General features: G+C 58.4%; 22 protein-coding genes and 7 pseudogenes. 18 read left to right on the top strand and 11 right to left on the bottom strand.

The features are described from left to right. Positions 1-424 precede the first annotated feature (424 nt). The 10 genes from ccoN to A6U98_RS23725 all read left to right on the top strand — a co-directional run bounded on the left by ccoN (position 425) and on the right by A6U98_RS23725 (position 9,406). Entirely contained in the window at positions 425-2,047 is a 1,623-nt protein-coding gene (gene ccoN / locus A6U98_RS23680; protein ID WP_064653365.1) for a cytochrome-c oxidase, cbb3-type subunit I, read from the top strand. Positions 2,048-2,055: 8 nt separating this feature from the next. Next, a complete protein-coding gene (gene ccoO, locus A6U98_RS23685) occupies positions 2,056-2,790 on the top strand; it encodes a cytochrome-c oxidase, cbb3-type subunit II (protein ID WP_033183463.1) in 735 nt (244 codons plus the stop codon). 8 nt (positions 2,791-2,798) lie between these two features. After that, on the top strand, positions 2,799-2,951 hold the full coding sequence (locus A6U98_RS23690) for a CcoQ/FixQ family Cbb3-type cytochrome c oxidase assembly chaperone (protein WP_017969139.1): 153 nt from the start codon (positions 2,799-2,801) through the stop codon (positions 2,949-2,951). A 1-nt stretch (position 2,952) separates the two neighbouring features. Beyond that, the gene (ccoP, locus tag A6U98_RS23695; protein WP_064653305.1) at positions 2,953-3,816 is read left to right on the top strand and encodes a cytochrome-c oxidase, cbb3-type subunit III; all 864 of its coding nucleotides are present in this window, start codon (positions 2,953-2,955) and stop codon (positions 3,814-3,816) included. An 11-nt stretch (positions 3,817-3,827) separates the two neighbouring features. Beyond that, positions 3,828-4,013, top strand: coding sequence for a hypothetical protein (locus A6U98_RS23700; protein WP_064653307.1), 186 nt, complete (start codon positions 3,828-3,830; stop codon positions 4,011-4,013). A gap of 199 nt (positions 4,014-4,212) precedes the next feature. After that, entirely contained in the window at positions 4,213-5,781 is a 1,569-nt protein-coding gene (gene ccoG, locus A6U98_RS23705) for a cytochrome c oxidase accessory protein CcoG (RefSeq protein WP_064653309.1), read from the top strand. Next, entirely contained in the window at positions 5,778-6,263 is a 486-nt protein-coding gene (locus tag A6U98_RS23710) for a FixH family protein (RefSeq protein WP_033183459.1), read from the top strand. The genes ccoG and A6U98_RS23710 overlap by 4 nt, the downstream gene beginning before the upstream one ends. Next, positions 6,260-8,545 carry a cation-translocating P-type ATPase gene (locus A6U98_RS23715; RefSeq protein ID WP_064653311.1) on the top strand — a complete coding sequence of 762 codons (2,286 nt, stop codon included), beginning with the start codon at positions 6,260-6,262 and terminating at the stop codon, positions 8,543-8,545. Before A6U98_RS23710 ends, A6U98_RS23715 begins: the two co-directional genes overlap by 4 nt. Continuing rightward, a complete protein-coding gene (ccoS, locus tag A6U98_RS23720; RefSeq protein ID WP_027681636.1) occupies positions 8,542-8,700 on the top strand; it encodes a cbb3-type cytochrome oxidase assembly protein CcoS in 159 nt (52 codons plus the stop codon). Before A6U98_RS23715 ends, ccoS begins: the two co-directional genes overlap by 4 nt. 34 nt (positions 8,701-8,734) lie before the next feature. Then, the gene (locus A6U98_RS23725; RefSeq protein ID WP_064653313.1) at positions 8,735-9,406 is read left to right on the top strand and encodes a Crp/Fnr family transcriptional regulator; all 672 of its coding nucleotides are present in this window, start codon (positions 8,735-8,737) and stop codon (positions 9,404-9,406) included. 225 nt (positions 9,407-9,631) lie between these two features. Here the strand turns inward: A6U98_RS23725 and A6U98_RS23730 are convergent, their stop codons facing one another. Further along, entirely contained in the window at positions 9,632-9,943 is a 312-nt protein-coding gene (locus A6U98_RS23730) for a hypothetical protein (RefSeq protein WP_064653315.1), read from the bottom strand. 82 nt (positions 9,944-10,025) lie between these two features. Between A6U98_RS23730 and A6U98_RS23735 the strand changes: the two are divergent. Beyond that, positions 10,026-10,726: pseudogene (locus tag A6U98_RS23735) on the top strand (IS6 family transposase). Positions 10,727-10,841: 115 nt separating this feature from the next. Here A6U98_RS23735 and A6U98_RS23740 read toward each other — a convergent pair. Then, entirely contained in the window at positions 10,842-11,702 is an 861-nt protein-coding gene (locus tag A6U98_RS23740; RefSeq protein ID WP_033181738.1) for a S49 family peptidase, read from the bottom strand. Positions 11,703-12,259: 557 nt separating this feature from the next. Here A6U98_RS23740 and A6U98_RS37790 point away from each other — a divergent pair. Then, positions 12,260-12,817 (top strand): annotated as a pseudogene (locus A6U98_RS37790) (DDE-type integrase/transposase/recombinase); the annotation flags it as partial. A gap of 295 nt (positions 12,818-13,112) precedes the next feature. On the opposite strand, the pseudogene A6U98_RS36220 reads toward A6U98_RS37790, so the two are convergent. The 5 genes and pseudogenes from A6U98_RS36220 to A6U98_RS36230 form a co-directional block, all read right to left on the bottom strand. Further along, positions 13,113-13,432: pseudogene (locus tag A6U98_RS36220) on the bottom strand (transposase); the annotation flags it as partial. Continuing rightward, positions 13,351-13,677, bottom strand: coding sequence for a zinc-binding dehydrogenase (locus A6U98_RS37795; RefSeq protein WP_064653319.1), 327 nt, complete (start codon positions 13,675-13,677; stop codon positions 13,351-13,353). The pseudogene A6U98_RS36220 and the gene A6U98_RS37795, both read right to left, overlap by 82 nt. Continuing rightward, a complete protein-coding gene (locus A6U98_RS37800; protein WP_064653321.1) occupies positions 13,678-14,076 on the bottom strand; it encodes a hypothetical protein in 399 nt (132 codons plus the stop codon). A 6-nt stretch (positions 14,077-14,082) separates the two neighbouring features. Then, positions 14,083-14,328: an alcohol dehydrogenase catalytic domain-containing protein gene (locus tag A6U98_RS37805; RefSeq protein WP_245304564.1), complete on the bottom strand. Its 246-nt coding sequence runs from the start codon at positions 14,326-14,328 to the stop codon at positions 14,083-14,085. A gap of 93 nt (positions 14,329-14,421) precedes the next feature. Next, positions 14,422-14,952: pseudogene (locus A6U98_RS36230) on the bottom strand (aldehyde dehydrogenase family protein). Between A6U98_RS36230 and A6U98_RS23770 the strand changes: the two are divergent. From A6U98_RS23770 to A6U98_RS23780, 4 genes and pseudogenes are all read left to right on the top strand, one after another. Continuing rightward, positions 14,946-15,673: pseudogene (locus A6U98_RS23770) on the top strand (IS6 family transposase). The pseudogenes A6U98_RS36230 and A6U98_RS23770 sit on opposite strands and share 7 nt — an antisense overlap. Positions 15,674-16,139: 466 nt before the next feature. Continuing rightward, positions 16,140-16,661, top strand: a complete 522-nt coding sequence (locus A6U98_RS36240; protein ID WP_130685522.1) for a transposase — start codon at positions 16,140-16,142, stop codon at positions 16,659-16,661. Continuing rightward, on the top strand, positions 16,609-16,977 hold the full coding sequence (tnpB, locus tag A6U98_RS23775) for an IS66 family insertion sequence element accessory protein TnpB (protein WP_197496434.1): 369 nt from the start codon (positions 16,609-16,611) through the stop codon (positions 16,975-16,977). The genes A6U98_RS36240 and tnpB overlap by 53 nt, the downstream gene beginning before the upstream one ends. Continuing rightward, positions 16,953-18,549, top strand: a protein-coding gene (locus tag A6U98_RS23780) for an IS66 family transposase (RefSeq protein ID WP_115156651.1) whose coding sequence is annotated in 2 segments (ribosomal slippage) — positions 16,953-18,515 and positions 18,517-18,549 — 1,596 coding nt in all. Because the reading frame shifts where the segments join, the coding sequence is not laid out codon by codon here. The genes tnpB and A6U98_RS23780 overlap by 25 nt, the downstream gene beginning before the upstream one ends. Positions 18,550-18,781: 232 nt before the next feature. On the opposite strand, the pseudogene A6U98_RS37290 reads toward A6U98_RS23780, so the two are convergent. From A6U98_RS37290 to A6U98_RS36910, 4 genes and pseudogenes are all read right to left on the bottom strand, one after another. Further along, positions 18,782-18,880: pseudogene (locus A6U98_RS37290) on the bottom strand (IS5/IS1182 family transposase); the annotation flags it as partial. Positions 18,881-19,252: 372 nt separating this feature from the next. Next, positions 19,253-20,318: pseudogene (locus A6U98_RS23785) on the bottom strand (IS3 family transposase); the annotation flags it as partial. 375 nt (positions 20,319-20,693) lie between these two features. Further along, positions 20,694-21,929 carry a hypothetical protein gene (locus A6U98_RS37810; protein WP_245304565.1) on the bottom strand — a complete coding sequence of 412 codons (1,236 nt, stop codon included), beginning with the start codon at positions 21,927-21,929 and terminating at the stop codon, positions 20,694-20,696. 89 nt (positions 21,930-22,018) lie between these two features. Beyond that, positions 22,019-22,171: a hypothetical protein gene (locus tag A6U98_RS36910; RefSeq protein WP_156667886.1), complete on the bottom strand. Its 153-nt coding sequence runs from the start codon at positions 22,169-22,171 to the stop codon at positions 22,019-22,021. Positions 22,172-22,666: 495 nt separating this feature from the next. On the opposite strand from A6U98_RS36910, the gene A6U98_RS23805 reads away from it, so the two are divergent. Then, complete coding sequence (locus tag A6U98_RS23805) at positions 22,667-24,271, top strand: hypothetical protein (RefSeq protein ID WP_130671790.1); 1,605 nt, start codon at positions 22,667-22,669, stop codon at positions 24,269-24,271. A gap of 245 nt (positions 24,272-24,516) precedes the next feature. After that, a complete protein-coding gene (locus A6U98_RS23810; RefSeq protein ID WP_064653330.1) occupies positions 24,517-25,998 on the top strand; it encodes a carboxypeptidase in 1,482 nt (493 codons plus the stop codon). The last annotated feature ends 12 nt before the right edge of the window (positions 25,999-26,010 follow it).

Below are 26,010 nucleotides of genomic sequence, written 5' to 3' on the forward strand. Positions count from 1 at the left end.
TCACAGCACCGCCTTGACGTTGAAGGTCACGCCCCACCTGCTCTCCGCCTAAACATAGTCCGAGATGGACCGCGCATCGCTCCATTGGCGACGGCTCGACGTCGTACTTCACGCATGTCCTCTCGCCGGCCTACACCCCCTGACCTGCAGAGATTGCGCAAGCGAGAAAAGCATCTGGGTCGCTCGGCTGCGGCGTGCAGTTCCTCCGAAAAGTGCTGATGTGCATCTTCGTGTTTGTCGTTTCAGCGTAGCTATCAGACTGGCGTCCAAGCCCTTTCACGAATGAAGCAACCCCGCACATAGTGGGAAAACGCTGGCCTAGTTTGACTTGGATCAAGACGCCAGCACCGTCTTCATGACAGTCCTGGCGCAAGTACCAAAAAGCCGGCCGGAAAGCGGCCGTCTGTGCACTGAGGACGATATCATGAATTACACAACGGAAACGATGGTGATTACGGTCGCGGCGTTTCTGGCGCTGCTAGGAGCGGCATTCGCACATGACCACCTCTTTGCAGTCCACATGGGTATTCTCTGCTTCTGCCTGCTCGCGGGTGCTGCCCTGCTGGTCAGGAACGTTGATTTTTCGCCGGCAGGCCAACGGCGGAAAGTCGATATATCAGGCTATTTTGACGAGGTGATACGGTATGGCCTGATCGCCACGGTATTCTGGGGCGTGGTCGGCTTCCTGGTTGGCGTGGTCATCGCGCTGCAACTGGCCTATCCCGACCTCAACATCGCCCCCTATCTCAATTTCGGAAGGCTGCGGCCCGTTCATACATCGGCGGTCATCTTCGCCTTCGGCGGCAATGCGCTGATCATGACGTCGTTCTACGTGGTGCAACGCACCTGTCGCGCACGTCTTTTCGGTGGCAGCCTGGCCTGGTTCGTATTCTGGGGTTACCAGCTTTTCATCGTGATGGCTGCGACCGGATATGTTCTCGGAATCACCCAGGCTCGTGAATATGCCGAACCCGAGTGGTACGTCGACCTCTGGCTTACCATCGTCTGGGTCGCCTATCTCGCCGTGTATCTTGGAACGATCCTGAAGCGCAAAGAGCCGCACATCTACGTGGCAAACTGGTTCTATCTCAGCTTCATCGTCACCATCGCGATGCTGCACGTGGTCAACAACCTGGCGGTTCCCGCCTCGTTCCTTGGCTCCAAGAGCTATTCTGTCTTCTCGGGCGTCCAGGACGCGCTGACCCAATGGTGGTACGGCCACAACGCCGTCGGCTTCTTTCTCACCGCCGGCTTCCTGGGCATGATGTACTACTTCGTGCCGAAGCAGGCCAACCGACCCGTCTATTCATACCGGCTCTCAATCATCCACTTCTGGGCGTTGATCTTCATGTACATCTGGGCCGGCCCGCATCATCTGCATTACACGGCGCTGCCCGACTGGGCCCAGACGCTCGGCATGGTTTTCTCGATAATGCTCTGGATGCCCTCCTGGGGGGGCATGATCAACGGTCTCATGACCCTTTCAGGCGCCTGGGACAAGATCCGCACCGATCCGATCATCCGTATGATGATCGTCGCCATCGCCTTTTACGGGATGTCTACCTTCGAAGGCCCAATGATGTCGGTGAAAACCGTCAATTCGCTCAGCCACTATACCGAATGGACGATCGGCCACGTGCATTCCGGCGCTCTCGGTTGGGTGGGAATGATCACCTTCGGGGCGATCTACTACCTGACGCCGAAGCTATGGGGACGCGAGCGTCTCTACAGCCTGCGGATGGTCAACTGGCACTTCTGGCTCGCAACCCTCGGGATCGTCGTCTACGCCGCCGTGCTTTGGGTTGCTGGCATCCAGCAGGGGCTGATGTGGCGCGAATACAATTCCCAGGGCTTCCTCGTCTACTCCTTCGCGGAGACGGTCGCGGCGATGTTCCCCTACTACGTGCTGCGCGCGGTCGGCGGAACGCTTTACCTGGCGGGCGGTCTCGTCATGGCCTGGAACGTGTTCATGACGATCCGCGGCCATCTGCGCGACGAAGCTGCAATCCCAACCACTTTCGTGCCCCAAGCACAGCCTGCCGAATGAGGTGAGACATGGCATCGATACTAGATAAACATCAGATCCTCGAGAAGAACGCGACGCTTCTTCTCGTCGGCTCGCTGCTCGTCGTGAGCATCGGCGGCATCGTCGAAATCGCACCGCTGTTCTACCTGCAGAACACGATTGAAAAGGTGGAAGGCATGCGGCCGTATACGCCGCTCGAGCTGGCCGGCCGGAACATCTACATCCGCGAAGGCTGCTACCTCTGCCACAGCCAGATGATCAGGCCGTTCCGCGACGAGGTCGAACGCTACGGCCATTACTCGCTCGCGGCCGAGTCGATGTACGATCATCCTTTCCAGTGGGGATCCAAGCGAACCGGGCCGGATCTGGCCCGTGTCGGCGCCCGCTACTCCAACGAATGGCATGTCCAGCATCTCGCGGATCCACGGGCAGTCGTGCCGGAGTCGATCATGCCGAGTTACGCCTTCCTCAAAGAGCAGAGGGTGACGGTCAAGGACGTGGGAATGGACCTGAAGGCCAACGAGGATGTGGGGGTGCCTTATAACGACGACATGCTGGCGAACGCGGAAGCCGACATGAAGGCCCAAGCCGATCCGAACGCAGATACGCCGGCCCTGCTTGCCCGCTATCCTAAGGCGAAGACCGGCGATTTCGACGGCGATCCTGCTGCGCTGACCGAAATGGATGCCTTGGTGTCCTACCTGCAGATGCTCGGAACGTTGGTCGATTTCTCGACCTACGACGACGCGACCGGCTACCGATGAGGTGATCCATGGAAACCTATACTGCAATGAGACACTTCGCCGACAGCTGGGGCCTCCTGGCAATGGCGGCATTCTTCGTCGGCGTCGTTGTCTTCACCCTTCGCCCAGGCAGCAAGCAAACGGCGAAAGAGGCCGCCGATATTCCCTTGAAGGATGATTGAGATGTCGGAAAAACATATCGATGAATTGAGCGGCGTCGAAACGACCGGACATGAATGGGACGGCATCCGCGAACTCAACAATCCGATGCCCCGCTGGTGGGTGTGGACCTTCTATGCCACCATTCTCTGGGCGTTGGGCTATGCGATCGCATATCCCGCGATCCCGATGATGACCGACGCCACGAAGGGCATGCTGGGCTATTCCAGCCGCGCCGAGCTGCAGCAGAACCTCGATCAGGCCAAGGCATCGCAGACGACTCTTCATGATCTGATCGCCGCCAAGACGGTGCACGAGATCGATTCCGATTCTGCCCTTCGCGAATTCGCGGTCGCTGGCGGCGCATCTGCATTCAAGGTGAACTGCGCGCCGTGCCATGGCTCGGGAGCAACCGGCGGCCCGGGATTTCCGAACCTCAACGACGACGATTGGCTTTGGGGCGGAGACCTCGATGCCATCCAGGCGACGATCGCCCATGGGATTCGCTTCGATGGGGATACGGACACTCACGCTTCCGAGATGCCGCCCTTTGCCGATGTTCTGGATCCCCTCCAGACAAGGCAGGTCGCGGCCTACGTCTGGGGACTGACCAACACACCGTCGGACCCCGGTCTCGCAGAGGCCGGAAAACAGGTCTTCGTCGATAACTGTGCAGCATGTCACGGCGACGACGCCAAAGGAAAAGCCGAAATGGGCGCGCCGGATCTCGCCGATGCGATCTGGCTGAAGGCACGCGGCGAGGATGCGATCATCCGTCAGGTAGCCGCTCCCAAGCATGGCGTCATGCCTGCCTGGGCAGGGCGTCTCGGCGATACGACGGTCAAGGAACTTACCATTTTCGTGCATTCGCTTGGCGGCGGGACGTGAGGAGAAAAGCCATGGCAGATCATGACCACAATCCGATCCTCGGCCTCTACGGCACATCACGCACCGCCATCCGATCGCGCATATCGGAACGCGCTAAGACGATGCCCCCATCACCCGAGCAGGACGTTCCGCCAAAGATCGCCAATTCGATCTTAAGTTTGACCGGTGTCAAGGACCACAAGCAGACGGGCCGTTAGTCCTTAGCTCGTCGAGGATGTGCCAGCCGTGCCTCTCCTCGGCGGCTCCTGCAGGCCGCGCCCTTCTGTCCAGGGCGCGGCCTGTTCGTTTTCGGGAAGATCACTTTCCGACGAGATTGCATCTGGGCATTTCTTGATCTGCATCAAGGAACGGATGCGCGGCAGATGGGACAAGGGCGGGTGAACTCGGATAGGGCCCATGAACCTCTACACCGCACCAGATCCCGATAACATCGAGCGGCTGAATGTCGAGCCTGTCAATGCCCGTCGCAACCGGCAGCCTCTCTACGCACCTCGGAAGAAGGTTTTTCCCAAGCGTGCAGAGGGACGATTCCGTCGGTTCAAGTGGATCGTCATGCTGATTACGCTCGGCATCTACTATCTCGCGCCATGGATTCGCTGGGATCGCGGTCCTTACGCACCTGACCAGGCAATCCTCATCGACCTTTCCTCACGGCGCTTCTTCTTTTTCTTCATCGAAATCTGGCCTCAGGAGTTTTATTATGTAGCGGGTCTCCTCGTCATGGCGGGGTTCGGCCTGTTTCTCGTCACTTCCGCGGTTGGCCGCGCATGGTGCGGCTACGCTTGCCCGCAGACCGTCTGGGTTGATCTCTTTCTCGTCGTCGAACGTGCGATCGAAGGCGATCGAAACGCGCGAATGAAGCTTGACGCTGGTCCCATGAGATTTGCCAAGTTGAGGAAGCGTGTGGTCAAACATTCGATCTGGCTGCTGATCGGCGTCGTCACGGGCGGTGCGTGGATCTTTTATTTTGCCGACGCGCCGAGCCTGCTTGTTGCCCTGTTCACCGGCCGCGCGCCTGCAGCCGCCTACACCACCGTCGCCATCCTTACCGCAACGACCTATGTGCTCGGCGGTCTGATGCGAGAGCAGGTGTGCACCTACATGTGCCCGTGGCCACGCATCCAGGGTGCGATGCTCGATGAAAATTCTCTCGTCGTCACCTACAATGACTGGCGGGGCGAGCAGCGGTCGCTTCACGCCAAGAAGGCTCAAGTCAAGGGCCTGCCGGTCGGGGATTGCGTCGATTGCAATGCCTGCGTGGCGGTGTGTCCGATGGGAATCGACATTCGCGATGGACAGCAGATGGAGTGCATCACATGCGCTCTCTGCATCGACGCCTGCGACGGTGTCATGGACAAGCTCGGAAAGCCTCGCGGCCTGATTGCCTATGCAACGCTGAGCGAATACTCGACCAACATGTCGCTCGCCACAGACGAAGGACGAACGGCCATCCAGCCATCCAGGGTTCGAAACGAGGATGGGACCTTCGTTCCGGCGATCCGCCACTTCGACTGGCGTATCATCTTTCGTCCGAGAACCGTCTTTTACGCGGTCGCCTGGGCGTCAGTCGGCATGGCTATGCTCGTCCATCTCGCCTTTCGGGAGCGCCTTGAACTCAACGTCGTTCACGACCGAAACCCCCAATATGTTCTGGAAAGCGACGGCTCTCTGCGGAATGGCTACACGCTTCGTGTCCTGAACATGGTGCCGACGCCGAGGGATGTGAACATAAGCCTGGTCGGGCTGGAGGGGGCGACGATGCGCATTCCCGAGTTCGGCAAGGAAGACGCTCGCGGCTTTACAGTCCACGCCGAACCCGACGCGGCCACGACGCTCAAGGTCTTCGTCACGCGCAAGCCTACCGGAGCCGCGATCAATGAATTTCTGTTCGTTATCGAAGATACCGATCATGCCGATCGGGCAACCTACCGCGCGGCGTTCAATGCACCGGGAGACATCAAATGAAGACCTCCGCTCAAGGTTTTACAGGCCTGCACATGCTGCTTGCGACCTCGGCATTCTTTGGCGTGGTGATCGCGGTAAACGTCACCATGGCCTTCTATGCCTCCTCCAGCTGGAGCGGTCTGGTCGTGGAAAACACCTATGTCGCCAGTCAGGAGTTCAACCGCAAAGCGGCGGCGATGAAGGCAATGGCCGCTTCCGGCATCGAGGGCAACCTCTCCATAAAGGGGCACGAGATCCGCTACGACATTCACGACAAGAGCGGATCGCCTGCGATCGTCGACGACGTCGTTCTGAATTTCAAACGGCCCGTCGGAGACCACGAGGACTTCCACCTTACGCTCAGGAGGACAGCCGCGGGGCGGTTCGAAGCGGAGCATGGCCTAGCCGAAGGTGACTGGATCGTCGAGGCCATCTCGCGAAACGGCGGCGTGGTCGTCATGCATGAGGCAAAACGCATCGATACCGCGGAGTTAGGCCAATGACCTGCTGTACCATGGACGCAGAAAGCGTGCTTGCCCTCAGCACGACATCATCCAGTGCCGAAGAGGTTCGCCTTGTCAGCCAGCCGCTCGGCGAGGGATTGCGTCAGTTGGACCTGAGTGTTCCCGACGTTCACTGCGGCGGCTGCATTTCGACTATCGAAAGGGCGTTGTTGTCGCTTCCCTTCGTCAAGACAGCGCGAGTCAATCTCACAGCTCGAAGGGTGACCTGCGTTTACCAGGAGGAGGTCGAGACGCGTGCAACCGATCCGTCCAAGATCCTCGCAGCGATCAACTCGGCCGGATATCGCGCGCATCTCTTCACGCCCCAAGCTCCCGAGAACGACAAGACCAGAAATCAGCTTCTCCTCGCGATCGGCGTTTCCGGTTTTGCGGCCGCCAACATCATGTTGCTCTCGGTATCGGTCTGGTCGGGCGCGGATGCCGCGACGCGCGACATGTTTCATTGGATCTCGGCGATGATAGCAGCGCCCGCGCTGGTTTATGCGGGGCGCTTCTTCTTCAAATCGGCCCGGAATGCGCTGCGGCACGGGCGCACCAACATGGACGTTCCGATCTCGCTCGCCGTGACGCTCTCCTATGCCGTTTCATTGTGGGAGACCGTCCATCACGGCGAGCATGCATGGTTCGACGCTTCGGTCTCGCTGCTCTTCTTCCTGCTGATCGGCAGAACCCTCGATCATGTCATGCGGGAAAAGGCTCGGGCGGCGATCAACGGACTAGCACGACTGGCCCCGCGCGGAGCATTGCTGATCAATCCGGACGGGTCGCGACATTACATTGCGATAGAAGAGATCGCAGCGGGGGATGAAATCTCGATAGCCGCAGGCGAAAGGGTTCCCGTCGATGGCATAGTCGTCAGCGGAGAAAGCGACGTGGATCTCTCCATCGTCACCGGCGAAAGCAGCCCCGTCGCCGTTGCCAGCAACAGCGAAGTGAGTTCTGGGGCAATGAATCTGACCGGCTCGCTGGTGCTGCGGGCAACGAAAATTGCCAAGAATTCGCTTCTCTCCGAGATCATCGGCCTGATGGAAGCCGCCGAGGGCGGAAGGGCTCGCTATCGCAGGATCGCCGATCGCGCTGCCGCACTCTATTCCCCGGTCGTGCATCTGTTGGCGTTGGTCTCTTTCCTTGGCTGGGGCTTCCTGGGCGGAGACTGGAAACAGGCCATGCTGGTCGCCGTAGCGGTGCTGATCATTACCTGCCCATGTGCGTTGGGTCTTGCCGTGCCCGTTGTCCAGGTCGTCGCTGCGGGGGAGCTTTTCCGGAAAGGCATCATGGTGAAGGATGGTTCAGCACTCGAAAGACTGGCCGAGGCCGACACCGTGGCCTTTGACAAAACGGGCACCTTGACGATGGGCAGTCCGCGCCTTGTCGGAGTGGGCACCATGGACGAGAGCGCCACCGCAATCGCCCGTGGATTGGCCACGCATTCACGGCATCCTCTATCTCGGGCTCTGGTTCGGGAGACCAAAACCGCCCCCATGTCCTTCGACAGCGTCACGGAAATCCCCGGCGGAGGACTGGAGGCCAGGAATGGAGCGGATGTCTATCGTTTGGGCAACACGGCGTTTGCCTGCGGAACCAGCGTCGTGCCCCGGACTGCCGATAGTCCGTTTTCGGAAGTGGTCTTGTCGAAGAATGGCGTCGATTTTGCCCGCTTCTTCTTCGACGACACGCTTCGTCCGGGTGCTTGCGAGGCCATCGACCGGCTCGGTGCAGCCGGCCTTGAAACGCTGATCGTGTCCGGCGACAGGCAGACCGTCGTCGACAACACGGCGCATGCTCTCGGTATCGACAGGGCTTTTGGCTCTCTGACGCCAAAACAGAAGGTCGAGGAATGCCAGAGGCTGAATGGCCGAGGTCGTCGCGTGCTGATGGTTGGCGACGGTATCAACGACGCCCCGGCACTTGCAGCGGCGCATGTCTCGATGGCGCCGGCCACGGCATCCGATATCGGCAGACAGGCCGCCGACCTCGTTTTCTTCAATGATCGCCTTGACGCTGTTCCGGAAGCAATCGCTGTTGCGCGAAGATCCGCCAGCCTCATCCGGCAGAACTTCGCTCTCGCCATCGGTTACAACGTTCTGGCGGTGCCGATCGCCATCGCCGGATTGGCGACACCGCTCATAGCGGCGGTGGCGATGTCGACATCGTCGATCATCGTCGTGACGAACGCCCTGCGTCTGAACGCGTTCGGCAAGCGTCGAGATATGCAAATTCGAGGGGGGATCGGCAGGAGCGCGGAGGTCAAAGCCGCATGAACATGTTGATCTATCTCATACCGATCGCGCTGCTGATGGGAGGAATGGGACTTCTGGCATTCCTTTGGTCGCTGAAGAGCGGCCAGTATGACGACCTTCAAGGCGCCGCCTGGCGAATCCTCGCCGAGGACGAAACCGATCAACGAAAACCCTAACCACACACTGGGTCCAAACACGAAAGGAAGATGGATGCTTGCCAAAAATTCTGTGCTTCTGCAGTCTGAGCTGTTCGCTGGTTTGGATCAGGCGACTGTGGAGCAATTCACGGCAATGGCTGAGCTTCGAAGCTTCGCTGCTGACGAGAAGATCGTAGCCGAGGGCCAGAAGGCGTCGTTCGTCTACTGCGTCATGAACGGGTTTGTCCGACTTTCAAAATCGGAATCCACCGGGCGCGAGGCGGATATCTGCGTGTGCGAGCCGGGCGACACCTTTGGGGAATATCTCCTCTCGGGGGGCGGCTCCTACGCTTATAGCGCGCGGTCCGCCGACGGGGCCGAGGTCGCGCTGTTCGCGCTTGCGGACTTGCAGGCATTCGCCGACCAACATCCGATCGTACACCGGAATGTCATGCGCATCATGGTCAGGCACCTGCTCGGTGCGATGGATTGTATTGCGGGAGACCGATTGCTCACAGCCGCGCAACGGGTGGCAAACTACCTTGTGAGCCGCTGCCCCGCCTCGACGATCACCTCGCGGGTCACGTTCCGCCTTCCTTACCGGAAGAGAATCCTGGCCGGCAAACTGGGACTGGCGCCGGAAGCCCTTTCCCGCGCGTTTGCGGCGCTCGCCCCGTCGGGGGTCGAAGTCAGGGGCAATGTCGTTCTGGTCGATAGCGTCAACCTGCTTCGCAAAGCGTGCTAACCTTAACTAACCGGCACAAGAGATCCGAGATGAGGCTCAAGCAGAAATGTCTCATAAAAATCGGAAGGCTGCTTGATTTCGATCAATCTCGCTTTTGACGCACCTTAGCAATTAAACGATAGATTGGCTCGCGCCAGCAGCAAGACAACCGACCGCAGAAAACGGTAGGAAGATTGTTTTCCCATAATTCATTAGACAATCCTTTGTGAACGCGTTGGTCTTGCCTTAGCGGCTGAGTTTGGTTGTATGGCGGCGCCCCATCTGGCGCAGCATGTCGCCGATTACGTCGGGTAGATCGGTGATGATGAGATTCCTACGATTGACGATCGCCATCTCCGGATCGGTAATCGGGCACGATACCTCCTTGCGCGGTCGACCTAGGATCGGTGTTATGCTCGAAGCAGCATTTGCCAGCGCTGTTGGCAAGCGCTTCTCGGCTCCGAGCCGAGCTGCTTGCAGGCGCTTTTCAGAGAGCAGCCAGTCGAACATCTGGCCGACGGTCAGTCGCTGTTCTTCGAGGGCGACGTCGCCAAACACCTCTTTGAAGTGGTTGAATGGGTATTGTCACGTTAACTGGGTTGCGGTTGCCTGCCTAACGGGTTGCGCATAATTTTCGGCAATGCAGACATCAGATATCAGCTTCAAGCGTCACCGTTTTCCACCGCAGATCATTGCTCACGCGGTCTGGCTTATTTGCGGTTCAACCTTAGTCTGCGTGAAGTTGAGGAAATGCTGCTCGAGCGTGGAATCGACGTGTCATACGAGACAGTCCGCCGCTGGATCGCCAAGTTCGGACCCCAGATCGCACGCAACTTGCGGCGGCGGCAGGCGCGCCCCGGCGATATTTGGTATTTGGACGAAGTCGTCGTGAAATGCGCTGGAGAGAAATCCTGGCTCTGGCGTGCGGTCGATCAACATGGCACCGTTCTCGAAGAGATATTGCAGAAGCGGCGTGATAAAAGGGCAGCAAAGCGCCTGCTGGTGGCGTTAATGAAGCGCTATGGCTTTGCTCCCAAACGGATCATCACCGATAAGCTCCGCTCCTACAGTGCAGCAAAGGCGGAAGTGGCACCCGGCCTTGACCATTGGTCGCACAAGGGCCTCAATAATCGGGCCGAGAACACCCATCTGCCGTTTCGAAAACGGGAACGAACCATGCAAGGCCACCGATCACCAGGCACGTTGCAACGGTTCGTCTCCATGCACTCAGCGACCCGCAATTGCTTTTCAGTTCCGTCCCGTCGCCGCGCCGCGCAAACAATTCGCTACCATCGGCTCGAAGCTTTCGATGCATGGAAAATTGCGGCCTGTGTCGCCTGAATATCCACAAGCCGCTGACCTTTCCAGCCAGAGAAACTTAACGTGACAACACCTTGTCGTGAGCCACCTCCAGAAAAAGAGCCAAGGACAAGGTCACGACCGGCACCGCACCCCTTCAAAGCCCGAAGCGGCTCCACAATGCTCTCTCTTCCGCCGCTTCGACAAGCCCTGTCGCGAGACCGGATGCAGCACCTTCAAGCGAGACCGGCGACACACCTGGAATACGGCGGCCGAACAGGCCGCGGCCGGCGGTGACGAGCTCCAGTTTGGTCTTCTGGCCGTAGCGCCTTTTCAGTTCCTGGCGCATGTCGCCGAGGCCATCGATGAGGCCGAGCTCGAGGCCGCGCGTGCCGCTCCAGAACAGGCCGGAAAACACCGTCGCATCGTCCCTCAGCTTGCCGGCGCGACGTTCGCGCACCATGGAGATGAAGACCTGGTGGATTTCGAGCTGCAGGCTCTTCAGGTACTCGATATCCTTTTCCTTTTCCGGCTGGAAAGGATCGAGGATCACCTTGTTTTCGCCCGCCGTATAGACGCGGCGCTCGACGCCGATTTTCTTCAAGAGCTCGGGAAAACCGAAACCGCCGGAGACGACGCCGATCGAGCCGACGATGGAGGTGGCGTCGGCAATGATCTCATCGCCGGCAAGCGCGATCATGTAACCGCCGGAGGCAGCGACATCCTCGACGAAGACCAGAACCTTCTTCTGCTTCTCGCGGGCAAGCTCGCGAATGCGGGTGAAGATCAGGCGCGACTGGACGGGCGAGCCGCCCGGCGAATTGATGGAGATGGCGACCGCCGGCGCGTCCTTCATGGCGAAGGCTTTTTCCAGAACCGGAGAGACATTGGCAAGGTTGAGGGTCGGCCGGAACTGGCCGCCGCCGCTGATGATCGGCCCCTGCAGCCGGACAACCGGAATGGTGATGCCGTCCTTGCGGAACCGTTTCGGCAGCAGTTTTCTCAAGAATCCGGCCATTTTTCATCCTTCGCTTCGGGTCGCACGATCTTCACCGCAACGAAAGTCCGCATCGTCGGGATGTTAGGTGATGTCATTTAGGCCTTTGTCGCTGCCCGAGGCACGCTCCGGCCGCTCGTGTGCCACATCTAGACGGCACCTTGGCCTAGATCAATACAAAAGAATAATATATTTTATGACATACATGATTGCCGCGCTCCAATGCGATTCTGTATTTTGGTTCTGCAAAATAAACAGAACGGTTATGTTCGTTGAAGTATTAAATACAAGTATGGCGAACTTTCGATCGCAAGATCGGTGGTTGGTCCGTGGGAATGTCTAAAGCGATTATGTTCGCTTACCAACCTGTCAAAGAGCCCGGTGATTTTCCCGCTCTCGCTAACAACCCCAACAAATTAGGTGAACAGATTAGACCCTCACCTCGGAGGTGATGACCAATACCGAAGAACATCAAGACCGCAATGGAAGTGTAGGCGTTGTCATGTGTCTGCGGCTTAGCGGTTGGCGAGATAATTGCGGGGATAAGGACCCGTTCCTTCAGCTAGAAGAACCACCGCTTTCCACCGCAGATCATCACCCGTGCGATCTGGCTGTATTTTCGGTTCCCTTTGAGCCCGCGGATGGTCAGGAAATGCTGTTGGAACCAGCATTGTCGGCCTCATCACGGGATCCTTTCATAGGAGACCATCAAACTCGGGACAGCTTATGCCAGGCAGTTGCGCAGAAAAAACCCGTCGCGTAAGGATATCTGACATCTGGACGAGTGGTGATTTCTATCGGCGGCCGAAAACATCAAAGCTGCCAAGCGATTGCTGGTCAGACTGCTGAAGAAACATGGCCTGGCGCTAAAGCGGTATCATCACCGACAAACTGCGCTCGTATGGCGCTGCAAAACGAGATGCCATGCCCGCTGTCGAACATTAATCCAATAGGGCCCTGAACAATCGTGCGGAGAATTCTCACGTTCACTTCGAAAGCGAGAACGGGTGATGCTTGATCGATCTTTACAGCAATCCGAAATCGCTTCGTTCTCTCGCATTCGAAACGTTCAGCCCTTTCCACTTACAATCATCGGATTGGCGCAATGGAAATCCGTGAACGACGCGACTGCCTGACGTCACAAACAAGCGCCTTATCCAGGCGTCGATGAAACAACGTGATATCGCCGATGAGAGCTTTCGCGAAATGGCAAGTCGCTGAAAAAGAGATGATCGCCGCATCTGAAGTCCATCAATGGGCGGAAAGGCCGAGCACCGACCGTCTGAGCGTTACGAAGGTGACTGTGGCCAAATCAAGGAAGCACATCGACCATCTCGACATGCGAGGAGATGGTACGCGAAAGCACTGCGATGCCGTCGCCGGCCCTATCCCTGAGGCAGCGTTTCTTGCGCTAGTGGATTGATCCCACCTTTGGTGCCCACGTTTGACCGCTGCAATGATCTCGTCTGGATCTGCCCTCCAGATGAAGGGCTTTGGTTTTTGGTTATGCTCTTTGACGAAGCGTTAATGATAGCTCGGAGGTCGACGACGGACTGGAAGACGCCTTACTTCGGACGTCGGCGCGTCAGGTTCGTAAAGAAGCCCTCGATGGCCCTCAGCCATGAACAGGATGTAGGGACGAAGTGGAATGTCCAGCGCGGATCCCTGGCTAGCCAAGCGCGGACCTTCGGCTGTTTATGGGTCGCGTAGTTATCGAGAATGACGTGGACGGCCTTATCCTTTGGCAACTCCCGCCGCTCATGAAGTGCACTTCGTCCAGATTGATCACGGTGCCCATGGCCGACGCGCCGAGAATGCCGCAGGCGCCCATCGGCGCCAGCACCGCGCTGCGGATAACGCTAGAAATCCCCGTCGTATCGAGCGCGAAATTCAACCCGTAGCTTGTGATCGCCCTGATTTCGGCTGTCGCATCCACCTTGCCGGGATTGATCGTGTGAGTGGCGCCGAGCTCGCGCGTCATGGCCAGCCGCATCATTCATGTCCGCCGCGACGATGGTTGTCGCGCCGACGACCTTGGCGGCTCAGGGCGGAGAAGCCGACCGGACCCGAGCCGAATACGGAAGGATTTGCCCACCGAAACCTTGAGCGCGTTCATGACTGCGCCCGCACCGGCCTGGATACCGCAGGCGAGCGGTCCCAGCAATTCGAGCGGCGCCGTATCCGGTACCTTCAGGACATTCAGCTCATGGCAGATGGCGTGAGTGGCGAAGGATGATTGGCCGAAGAAGTTGCCGTGAATACGCTCGCCGCCTGCCGAAAGTGCGCTCGAGCCATCTGTGCGTGCACCAAGGAAATTGCGCAGGAAAAATTCTTGGCAATAGCTGATGTGGTGATCCAGGCAACTCGGGCAGTGGCCGCAGGAATCGAAGGTCATGACGACTTATCCCCGGCCTTCCCCTTCGAGACGGCGCGGCCGACTTTCTCGACAATGCCGGCCCCCCTCATGTCCAAGTCCCACCGGCAGCGGCGTCGGCAGCATGCCATCACGCACGATGATATCGGTATGGCAAGCACCCGTTGCCACGACCTTCACGAGGATTTCGTTATCCCTCGGCTCCTCGATACCGACGGTTTCGAGGCTGAGGCTAGTGCCTTGCGCGCGGGCAATCGCAGCTTCTATCTGCATGGCAATCTCCGACATGAACTGGCAAGCGCGGGGGATGCGGGCCAAGCGCGACCCGATTGGTGGAGGGATCACCGACGTGCAGGTGTGACGCCTTCATAACCAGTTTGGCTGTCAAGACTTCGGCGATCTTTTCATCGGCGAGGATTAGGCCCGTCGCCATGCAAATCTGGCCCTGATGTAGAAAGGCGCCCCAGGCCGAATCGGAAGCAGCGATGTCGAGATCGGCGTCGTCGAGCACGATAAGCGAGTTCTTGCCGCCAAGCTCTAGCTGAATCTTCTTGAAGTGGTTGCCGGCAATCTCGGCGACCTTCGAGCTGGCCCTGGCAGATCCGGTGAAGGAGATCATCGGGCATCGGTGCACATCGCCTCGCCGGTGTCAGCTCCACCGGGCGCCATCTGCAGCACGCCCGTGGGCAGGCCGGCTTCCTCGAAGATGCGGGCGATGATGATGCCGCCCGAAATCGGCGTGCGCGGATCGGGCTTGTGGACCACGGCATTGCCGAATGCTAGCGCTGCGGCAATCGAGCGGAACGAAAGCACGAGCGGGAAATTGAAGGGCGAGATCACGCCGACGATACCGGCGCGGCGCGCACCCTCACCGAACTCACCGAAGGGCGATGTCACGTTGTGTGGGGCTTAACGATTGTGGAATAACGGATTGGGTGAACAGTCCGACCGTAAGCTACAAGAGCCACCGCTTTCCACCGCAGATCATCGCCCGTGCGGTCTGGCTGTATTTTCGATTCCCTTTGAGCCTAAGGATGGTCGAGGAGGTGCTGCTGGAGCGCGGTATGATCCGGAGATGGGGTCGCAATTTGGAACGGCTTATGCCAGGCAGTTGTGCAGAAAGAGGCCCTTGCGAAAGAATATCTGGCATCTGGACGGGGTGGTGATTTCCATAGGCGGCCGCGAACATTGGCTCTGGCGTGCCGTTGACCAGGACGATTACGTTCTCGACGAGATCGTTCAAGCCCACCGCGATACCCAAGCCCCCAGGCGATTGCTGGTCAGACTACTGAAGAGAAGCGAAGCCTGACGCCGAGCGGATCGTCACCGACGAATTGCGCTCATATGGTGCTGCAAGACGTGAGGTGATGCCCGCCATTGAACATCGATCGCGCAAGTGCCTGAACAATCGGGCCGAGAATTCTCACCTGCCGCTTCGAAAACGGAGCGGATAATGCAGGGATTTCGATCCTCGCGGCTTGCAACGGTTCATATCCATCTTTTCGGCACTCCGAAATCTCTTCGTCCTGCGCACCAGAAATACTCAGCCCTCGCCATCCACATCCATCGGATCCGCGCAATGGCGCAGTGGAAAGCCGTGACCGGCGCAACCGCCTGACGTCTCAGACAAGCGCCCTGTTCCGACCTTGATCAAACAACGTGACATCGCCCGGAGCATCAAGCCGAGCGTATCGAGCATGTTGACGCCTAGCCTGCGTCACCGGGAACTCCTAGGCCGCCCACCCTTTTGTCGTGAAAAACGAAAAGAATCGAACAGCAACTGAGGAGTGCCGTCGATCCGACAGACGTCCGTGGGAGGAGGTGGGCCATCTGAATTCGAAGCTCTGCGCACGAGATGGATCGCTTCGATGAAAACCAGGGTACCCATTCCCGTCGCACATGATAGACTTTGCTGCAGCGCAGCTATGCAATGGATGCATAGCGCTTTGTCGAGAAAACCTACATCTCACCGCCGGCGTGTCGGGTGCTGCCGTGTCGGAGGTAGCAACCTTCTTCGAACCATCGTATCCCTCCGCCGAAGGCCGTCTGTGCTGACTTGCTGATTGGCTTTAAGTCCATGGCTTATGTCATGCGTTACAATTATTTCCCCCATTGAGGTGTTGTCCTCCGATGATCTTGGTCACCGGCGGGACTGGTCGGACGCAGAGAAGGTTCGGATCGCCGAGGAAAGCCTGCAAGGTTTTCGGCAGGGCTCAGTGACGGCACGGCGTTATGGATTGTCGCGATCACTGTTGACCCGTTGGCGTCGGGAATACCGAAGCGGGCTTCTGAGCGGTTCCGCATCAACAAGCTTTGTGCCGCTTTCGATTTCGCCACCGACTGCGGCATCTTCTGAGATGATGGCTCCGCTCCAGTCGGGCGGCGAAAAGATGATCGAGATTGGCCTGCCGAATGGCCGGCGGCTGACGATTCCGGCCTCGCTTGATCCGACCTCCTTGCCCGTCTGTTGTCGATCCTGGACGTGTCATGATCGCGTTTCCGGGCGGGGTGAAGGAGTGGATCGCGGGCGGCGTGACGGACATGCGTTGCGGCATGAACAGCCTGGCGCTGAAGGTGCAGGAAGGCCTTGGCCGCGATCCTCATAGCGGCGAGGTTTTCTGCTTCCGCGGCCGCAAGGGTGACCTGATCAAGGTGCTCTGGCATGACGGCGTTGGCATGTCGCTTTACCTGAAGCGGCTGGAAGCTGGAAAGTTCATCTGGCCAGTCAAGCCAGAATGGCTCTGCCGTGCCGGTGTCGGCGGCGCAGCTCGGCTATCTCCTGGAAGGGATCGACTGGCGCAATCCGCGCTGGACGCAAAGGCCTTCCAAGGCGGGTTGATAGGTACATTCCTCTGTTTTTGTTGGGCTTTTGGCATGTTCCATGGTAGCTTTCGGCCATGGATGATGCTGCTTCGGAGATAGGAAGACTGCGCGCCGCGCTTGCGGCATCGGAGGCGCGTGCCGCCTCCGCCGAGGCCGATCTCGCACAGGTGCGCGCCGTCGTGACAACCTCCGAGGCTATGATCAGGCACCTCAAGCTCGAGATCGCCAAGATGCGGCGGGAGCAGTACGGCCAAAGCTCGGAACGCCGCGCCCGGCTGATCGACCAGATGGAATTGCAGCTCGAAGAACTCGAGGCAGACGCCACAGAGGATGAGATCGCGGCAGAACGCGTGGCAGCAAAGATCGCGCAAGTCTCGGCCTTCGAACGCCGTCGTCCGGCCCGCAAGCCGTTTCCCGAGCACCTGCCGCGCGAGGGCCTAATCATTGAAGCTCCTTCGACTTGCACCTGCTGTGGCTCAGCGCGGATCGTGAAGATGGGCGAGGACGTCACCGAGACGCTGGAGGTGATCCCGCGCCAGTGGAAGGTGATCCAGACGGTGCGGGAGAAGTATACCTGTCGGGATTGCGAGAAGATCAGCCAACCACCGGCACCTTTCCATGCGACCCCACGTGGATGGGCGGGACCGAACCTGCTCGCCACGATCCTGTTCGAGAAGTTCGGCCAGCATCAGCCATTGAACCGCCAGGCTGAGTGCTACGCCACGGAGGGTGTCGATCTCAGCCTCTTCACGTTGGCTGACCAGGTCGCGTCTTGCGCGACGGCGCTGCAACCGATCCATGACCTGATCCGCGCCCATGTTCTGGCCGCCGAGCGGCTGCATGGCGACGATACCACCGTGCCGCTTCTGGCGAGGGAAGCAACGAAGCAGGCAAGGTTATGGACCTACGTTCGCGACGACCGCCCCTTCGCGGGCGGCGCGCCTCCCGCAGCCCTCTTCCACTTCTCACCCGATCGCGAGAAGACCCATCCCAATAAGCATCTCGCCGGGTGGTATGGCACTCTGCAGGGCGATGCCTACGGCGGCTACAACGACCTCTATCGTGCCGACCGCAGCCCCGCGCCGGTGATCAGCGCGCTCTGCTGGAGCCATGCGCGGCGCAAATTCTTCGAACTGGCCGACATCGCCGGCAACGTTCGCAAGGGCAAACCCGCCCACGAGATATCACCCGTCGCGCTGGAGGCTGTGGCCCGCATCGACGCGCTCTTCGACATCGAGCGCGGCAAAAACAGAATGCCTGCCGAGGAGCGGCTCGCAGCGAGGCAGCAACATGCTCGTCCACTCGTCGAGGAACTGCACGACTGGCTCATGGCCCAGCGTGCGCAGATGTCGAAGCACAATCCCGTCGCCAAGGCGATCAACTACATGTTCGAGAAGGAGGGTCGCTGGGAAACCTTCACCCGGTTCCTCGACGACGGCAGGCTGTGTCTCACGAACAATGCCGCCGAACGCGCCCTGCGCGGCATTGCTCTCGGAAGAAAGGCATGGTTATTCGCCGGTTCCCAGCGTGGGGGCGAGCGCGCCGCCTTTATGTATTCCCTGATCGTCACGGCCAAGATGAACGATATCGATCCGCAATCCTGGTTGGCGGACGTGCTCGCCCGGCTGCCAAACATTTTCTGTATCCAGGTTGCCGGAACTACTCCCCTGAAACTGGTCCGCCGGAAGCGCCCGGCAGATGACGGCCTGATGGCGCGCCCGACCCATGTCTACACGATCGACTATGTCGCCTCGCTGATAGGCGAGAACCTCGAATTCATCCAGGAAATCGCCAGCAACTCAGACAACATCGACTATGGCGAGATGATCCATGCTTATGACGGAACCGAGGAAGGCATCACCACCTTCACCGAACGCGGCATCGAGAGCTTGAAGGAATTCCTCGCCGATGTCCGCACCTGGGACGGAGGTGTTCGGCAGTTCCTCATAGACGAGCAATGTGATCCGGAAAGGATCGAACGCATCATGGCAGGCGAGCCAAAATCATAAGTCCTGCGGCCTTCGCCGGATGGATACGAACCATCCAGGTCGATCTTGAGATCGATTCCCGACCAGTTTCGGCCGCGCCCGCCTTTAGATCGACCAGCATCGGCGTCTGTGCTCGGACGAATTTCGATCGCGCGGTGCAATCTTGCGTATTTCACGCATGCCGGACGATCGGTGGCGTCTCCGGAACCAAGGTTCAATATGATGCCCCGGGTTCGTTGCCAACGTGACCTGCCACTGAACTTACATCCAGCGGCGGTTAGAGCCTCGGCGGCTTTGAATACGCCAAATGGCGCGGTGTGAGCAACCGGCGGAAACGCGAAGCTTTCATCTTGCGCAGCGTTGGAGCCGGTTGCGGCGATGGTCCCGGCATAGTCTGCCGGGGTCTGATATCCGAGCGATGAGTGCGGCCGGAAATGGTTATAATCCTCAGCCCATTCAGCGATGGCGCTGCGGGCATGATCGAGGCCGAAGAAGAGGCTCTCGTTGAGCAACTCGTCGCGCAGGCGACCGTTGAAACTCTCGACATAGCCGTTCTGCATTGGCTTTCCCGGCGCGATGTAGTGCCACTCGACCTTGTGATCCTTCGACCAGGCAAGAATGGCATTCGAGGTGAATTCGGTGCCGTTGTCGGAGACAATCATGTCAGGCTTGCCGCGTCGTTCGATCAGCGTCGTCAGTTCCCGAGCAACACGGCGACCGGAGATCGACGTGTCGGGGATTGCCGCCAGGCATTCGCGCGTCACATCATCGACAACATTAGCACCCGGAAGCGTCTACCGCCGGCAAACTGGTCGTGGACGAAATCCAGCGACCAGCGGGCATTGGCCTTCGCTTCGACCAGGATCGGCGCACGCGTGCCGACAGCACGCCGACGGGCCTTTCGCTTGCGAACGGAAAGCCCTTCCTCGCGATAAAGACGGTATATGCGATTGACCCCGGACGGCTCTCCGTCTCGCCGAAGCAGGATGAATAGCCGCCGGTAGCCGAAACGCCGTCGCTCATTAGCGAGGTCACGCAGCTTCGCTCGCAGATCGACCTCCGGCGGTCGATTGGACCGATAACGGATCGTCTTGCGGTCGGCGGATACGATCTGGCAGGCCCGCCGTTCCGAAAGACCCATGACGGCCTTCAGATGCGTGACGGCTTCACGCTTGGCGGCAGGCCCTACCATTTTTTTGCAAGAAGCTCGCGGAGCGCGGCTGCATCAAGCATCTGTTCGGCCAACAGCTTCTTCAGCCTGGTATTCTCGTCCTCAAGCGCCTTCAGCCGCTTCGCCTCGGAGACTTCCATGCCGCCATATTTGGCTTTCCAGTTATAAAACGTCGCTTCTGAAATCCCGTGCTTGCGGCAGAGGTCGGCCGCCTTCGCGCCAGCCTCCTGCTCCTTCAGCACACCGATAATCTGCTCTTCCGTAAATCTCTGCTTCTTCATTCGTCCGTCCCGTAATAGGCCGGACTCTAATCCATTCTGGAGGAAATTCTCAGTGGCAGGTCAAACGCGTTCTTAGCGTGTCTTCACGAAGTTGCCACTTGGCGAGCCCGTTTCTCGCGGCGCTGCTGGGGGGGAGGACGAGATGTTCATGGCCCCTCGCTATTTGGCGACCGTGCGGCGGGCGAGATCGATGCCTACCTGGCGATGTCACGTTGTTTGTGGATAAGCTACACCATGCCCATTTTGCAGGGTAGAGGATCACGCCTCATCCTGCAAATGCACCATGTTCAGGCGTCCAAGAAACAACGTGACATCGCCCATCATCCTCAAAGAACTTAATCCCTCCTGGTTGGGATCGATGGACCAACGCCTGTATCAAGTCGAACTCACCGACCAATTATTAAAATTGAAGTTCATCCCCTCGGGGGACGAGGTAATCTCGACGCCATATTGAACGCTGCCGACGTGCATGTCGCCAAAGTAGCCCTTCGACTTGAGCCACTCTAGGATGCTCTTGATGTCCACCGTTCCGCTATCGCTTTTGGATGTGCACAGCAGTGAGATCACGTTGTGACCATTAGAGCCCGTGAACACGTTCCAAGTCGCCCCGCCCACATTGACATTGCGGTAGAGCGGGATCGCTGCGCCCGAGCGGTCGTAACGATATGAGATGGGCTTGACATTGCCGCTTCCCTCTGGACTTGCAGTGTAGTTTGTCCAGAGCATTATCTCATTCTGGTGTGAGCTGTCCCAGATGTCGTAGGCGGTGTCCCAGGCCCCGCCAGCCGGAACATCCTGATTGAAGCTCGAAGTCAGAGTATTAATTGAACTGAGCGGCTTTCCAATATTTAAAGCCTGGTGGGGATAGCTCTTGATGCCATTTGTATTAGGCTGTTTCGACCAAACGCTCCACTGTTTGCCTGCATGAACCGAAATCGTCTGAGGCCCGGCGCCGGTTCCCCATACATCATTATTCCAAGAATAACCGCCGTAGGAAAATTCTTCGAATGGAGAGCTCGAGCTCCAAACCTGGGCGTTTGCAGGAAGAGGCGCGGCAATCGATGATCTGGGTTCAAGTTTATCATCCTGTGCATCCATGTAGCCCGGCAAGGCTGGCGATCCAGCACCGTTGATTCGATTGGGAACAATAAGCTCGCTTTCGGTAACGTGAACACCGCGGAAGCGGGTTTCCACCTTGCCGTCGGGCACCGGCACTTCGTTGGTCGTATAAGAGCCTTCCAGTTCTGCGCAGACAACGCCCCATCCGGCCCGGAGATTGCAACCTACCTGAGCGCCCACCGCTGGGGCGTCATCACTATTGAAAGGGTTGAACTTTGGAGACGCGACACCTCCGTGAAGACCGGCATAAGCCCCGGCCCACGAGAAGGTTCTCGGTGCTTCGTAAGAAGAGACACTCGGATCGCTGTGGTCGGCGTGATCGGCCGCCGACGCGCCGCATGCCATTAAGGTCAAGAAGCCTACGGAGAAGATTTTTCTTTTAACTAGCGACATATGTAACCCCATAACGAGCCGTTTAAACAAGTAACAACTAGGGTTGAGTTTGGTTGATGAACCGATTTTAGGGTTCCTTTCATCGCCGTTGCGATGCACGGGGCAATCTATGGGGGTATTCTGACCTACACTTTGGCCATCAATTATTTCGCGTTCAGCAAACTTATGACATGTTATCACATTTCATATTATACGTTGATACCGACGCGCTCCGATTCCAAGGCCGCGGCGGAGGAGCGGAAGAGTTCGATGGTTCCGTTCAATGGGGATCGATCTCTATATTGGAAGTTTTGCGTTTGGGGTTTCGTAATTTTCACGTTGATGGTCAGCAGTTGCGGCATGGCCGAATCCTCTCAGTTTCATTGTCTCGGTGGGTCCTAGCACTCGTCGTGCCAAGCCAATTGCGCGATGAATAGAATTTCGAGCTGGTCGGCTCGCTAGGGATCCACAGTGCGACGGGCTTGTGAGATTTGCGACATGTCTGTCTGCATGTGCTCGGTAGGTCACAACGCTGCTTTCCAATTGCCAGCATTTGCGTCAAGTGCGGCTCATTCGACGGAGACGTGCTTGCGCAGAGTTACCGTGGCTCTCCGAGAGCCTCACGACATATGTGCGACATTGTCGTCAATTTTGTCGGCTTCGTGACATGACTCAGGATTCTTCGGTCCGGTATTTCATCCCCCTAAGTGTTTGCGGGAGCACCAGTTTCCGTTCTGCCCTATCAATCAACTCAATTGGCACGACGCTTGAAAATTGTTCTTGGGCTGCGACGGAACCAGCCGCGTCCGATGTCGCGGCATCACCTCGGTCGGTTCGAACACGAAAAGGATGTAGTAATGGCTGCTGTGCGTCAAAAGAATACGTTCTTCGTTGAGCCACTTAAGAGTAACAAGCGGAGGTACGGCAAGTCGGATTTCGCCAGGTGGGGAGCCGTTTGCGAGTGCAGACGTAAGCCTACCCGGCACGATTTAGCATCCACGCCTTGCAGATTCGGGGCGGCGCTTGTTCTTCTGTCGATCGGGACCTTTGGCACTGCTGAAGCACAAATTGCGGGTTCGGGTTACCCGGGCTTCGAAAGCTCGCTGCTTAAAAAGCCGAATGACTGGAACGGCGACCTTTTTTCTGCCAATTACGATTTTCCGGACCATGCCGCCGATATGACGGGGCAACCCTGGCTAACACTTAGTCCAAGCAAGCCGAGTGAGCGCGATCGGTATTTCCAAGCGGTTTTGAACTATGGCCTCACTGCCTTCCCGAAGGATATCCGCCACGGCTGTCCCGAGCCTTCCCTAAACTGGTATCATGTTCCGTGGCTGACCTTCTCGTTCGGAAACACGCAGGCTGATCTACAGCAGGGAGTTATTGGGTCTGGGCGAGAGCCGATTTGCGGAATGACTCAGGAGCGTCAAGCACCAGTCGGTTTCCTTCACAAACAGCAGACGCAGGTGGTCCAGACCTGGGCCGTTGGATCGTTCAATGAAACAGGAGGTGTGCTTCTTGGCAAAACCTGGAAGAACCCAAAATCTGCTGATCTGACCAATCTGGCTTTCGATAACGGCAGCTTCATCATAAAATTTCTATTTACAGAGGCGGGCACGGATCAGGTTCCTTATCTGCTGGGATCGCCGGAATGGCATGCGAACATATATCCGAGCGCGAGTGACACGAGTTCGCGGGTCACGAAAACCTTGCGGCTCATCCAGATCGATTTCGGCGTTCGCGATAAGAATTTCGACCATGCGACTGGATGGGTTTACGGCACATTTCTCTATTACAATGGAGACACAACCGTGCCGAGCGACTGGAAGTCCAAGCTCCTCCCGGTGGGAGTCATGTGGGGAAATGATCCAGGTAAAACTGATCCCGCAACATTCGTTCAGCAATATTCGAACCCGAAAGTCATAGATCTGGTCAAGCAGGGCAAGATCTTCGATCTTTCTAAGCGGACGGTTTTCGGATGGCATGGCCGTGTGAACGGGGTCGTGGACAATCCCGTATCATCCTGCCTGTCCTGTCATGGGACGGCACAGGTTCACCCTCAAACAAACATCAAGCAATTCATCACGCCGGCTTTGGTGAACGGGCAGGCTAGCGACGAGAACAAGATGCTCTGGTTTCGAAATATTCAGGCCGGCGAAACATTTACCTTCACGCCAGAAGAGCTGGAGATCGTCCGGCAAGGCGATCCCGGTCTCCTCCGGGCAACATGGACGCAGGACCTCATGCGCGACTTCGTTTCCACAGACTATTCGCTTCAGTTGCGCATGGCGATCGAAAACGAGCGGTTTTACACCGGCATCGAGAAGGCGGTCGTCGATCTCACCAATGCATCCGCGCAAGGGAAGGAACCGATTATCGATGAGGCGACCCGAGGCCGGCTCGTTGACGCGTTCAAAGCTGAGTCGAAAGTCATTGTTCGCGCGGGCGAGTCCGAAGAGTAGGGCTGGGGAAACGATATGGCACTTGCATCGTACACTCCGCCCTTGACCTCTCAAAGCACTATTGGGACGTGTTCTTATGGAGGATGGGTGCGGCCGGTAAACGGTGTGCGAGGGGTGGGCGCAGTCGGCCCCGCCTCCCATTCCTGCCACTTGTTGAGGCTCCTGCAGCTGCGCAACTCCCGCCCGAATGCCTTTCTTAGGGACCCAGACCTTCGACTCATTTGCACTCTCAAAGGAACACCATCATGACTGACTCCGATCGCTTTGTGGCACCTGCCCTGTACCATGCAAAGGAAAGCGATCCACCGAGGGCGAATGTCCAGAGCGGCGCACGCGACGGCGTGCTGAAGCTTCTGCCGGCCGATTCCGTCACCGAACACGTGTCGACAATCGGTGGCCGGAAGATTGCCTATACCGCGACCGCCGGCACGCTGGATCTCTTCGGCCCGGACGGCGCGCAGACCGGCGCGATCTTCTACACCGCCTATGTCGCAAGGGATGGCGGGCCGAACCGGCCTCTGACCTTTGCCTTCAACGGCGGGCCGGGTGCTGCTTCCGCCTTCCTGCATCTCGGGCTGGTCGGGCCGAAGGTACTCGATTTCGGGCCGGACGGACGCGACGGCGCCAATGCGAAACTCGTCGACAACCCGCAAAGCTGGCTCGATTTCACCGATCTCGTGCTGATCGATCCGATCGGCACCGGCTGGAGCCGGACGGCAAAGGCCGACGACGCCTCCAATTATTACAACGTCAGTGCCGACGCCCAGAGCATCGCGAAGGCGATCGCGCTCTATGTCGCGCACAACAACCGTTCCAACTCGCCGAAATATCTTCTCGGCGAAAGTTATGGCGGCTTCCGCGCGGCCAAGGTCGCTTCAGCGCTGCAGCAAAGCCAGGGCATCATCGTCGCCCGCGTAGTGATGCTTTCCCCCTTTCTCGAGGGTCAACTGACGTTCAATGCCGATCAGTTCCCGCTCGGCGCAGCACTAGAGCTGCCGTCGCTAGCCGCCGCCGAACTCGACCGGCACAAGGCCTTTGACGAAGAGAAGCAGAAGGTAGCCGAGACCTTCGCGCTCGGAGACTATCTGACGACGCTCGCCGGGCCGCCGCCGACGGGCGCCGAGGCCGCCGCCTTCTATGGCAGGATCGCTCGCCTGACGGGCATTCCAGAGGATATCGTCACCCGCAACCGCGGCTTCCTCGGCAGTTCCTTCGTCAAACATTCAGATGGAGGCAGCGGCGAGGTGATGAGTTCTTACGACGCCTCCTTTGCAGCACCCGATCCCTATCCGGAATCGGATAGGCCCGGCGACGATCCCTGGAACGGCTTCACATGCGCCTATGGCGGCGCCTTTACCGATTACGCCCGCAACGAGCTCGGCTTCAAGACCGAGATGACCTATTCCATGCTCGCCACCGATATCAACTGGCGCTGGGAATGGGGCGGCGGATCGCCCTTCCAGGCCAGCGCTACCGACGACGTCAGGCAACTGCTCGCCGCGAACCCGGCCTTCCGCCTGCTGATTGCGCATGGCTACAGCGATCTGGTGACGCCTTATAGTGTCAGCCGCTACGTCGTCGACCACCTGCCGCCCTCGCTTGCCGGCGGCCGCGTCGGGCTAAAACTTTATCGCGGCGGGCATATGTTCTATACGAAAGCCGATCAGCGGGCTGCCTTCACGGCGGATGCGAAGGCCTTCTACGCCACACGCCCGGCGGCATCTTAACGGAATGTGGAA

It is taken from the genome of Rhizobium sp. WYCCWR10014 (genome assembly GCF_001657485.1).
Lineage (GTDB): Bacteria > Pseudomonadota > Alphaproteobacteria > Rhizobiales > Rhizobiaceae > Rhizobium.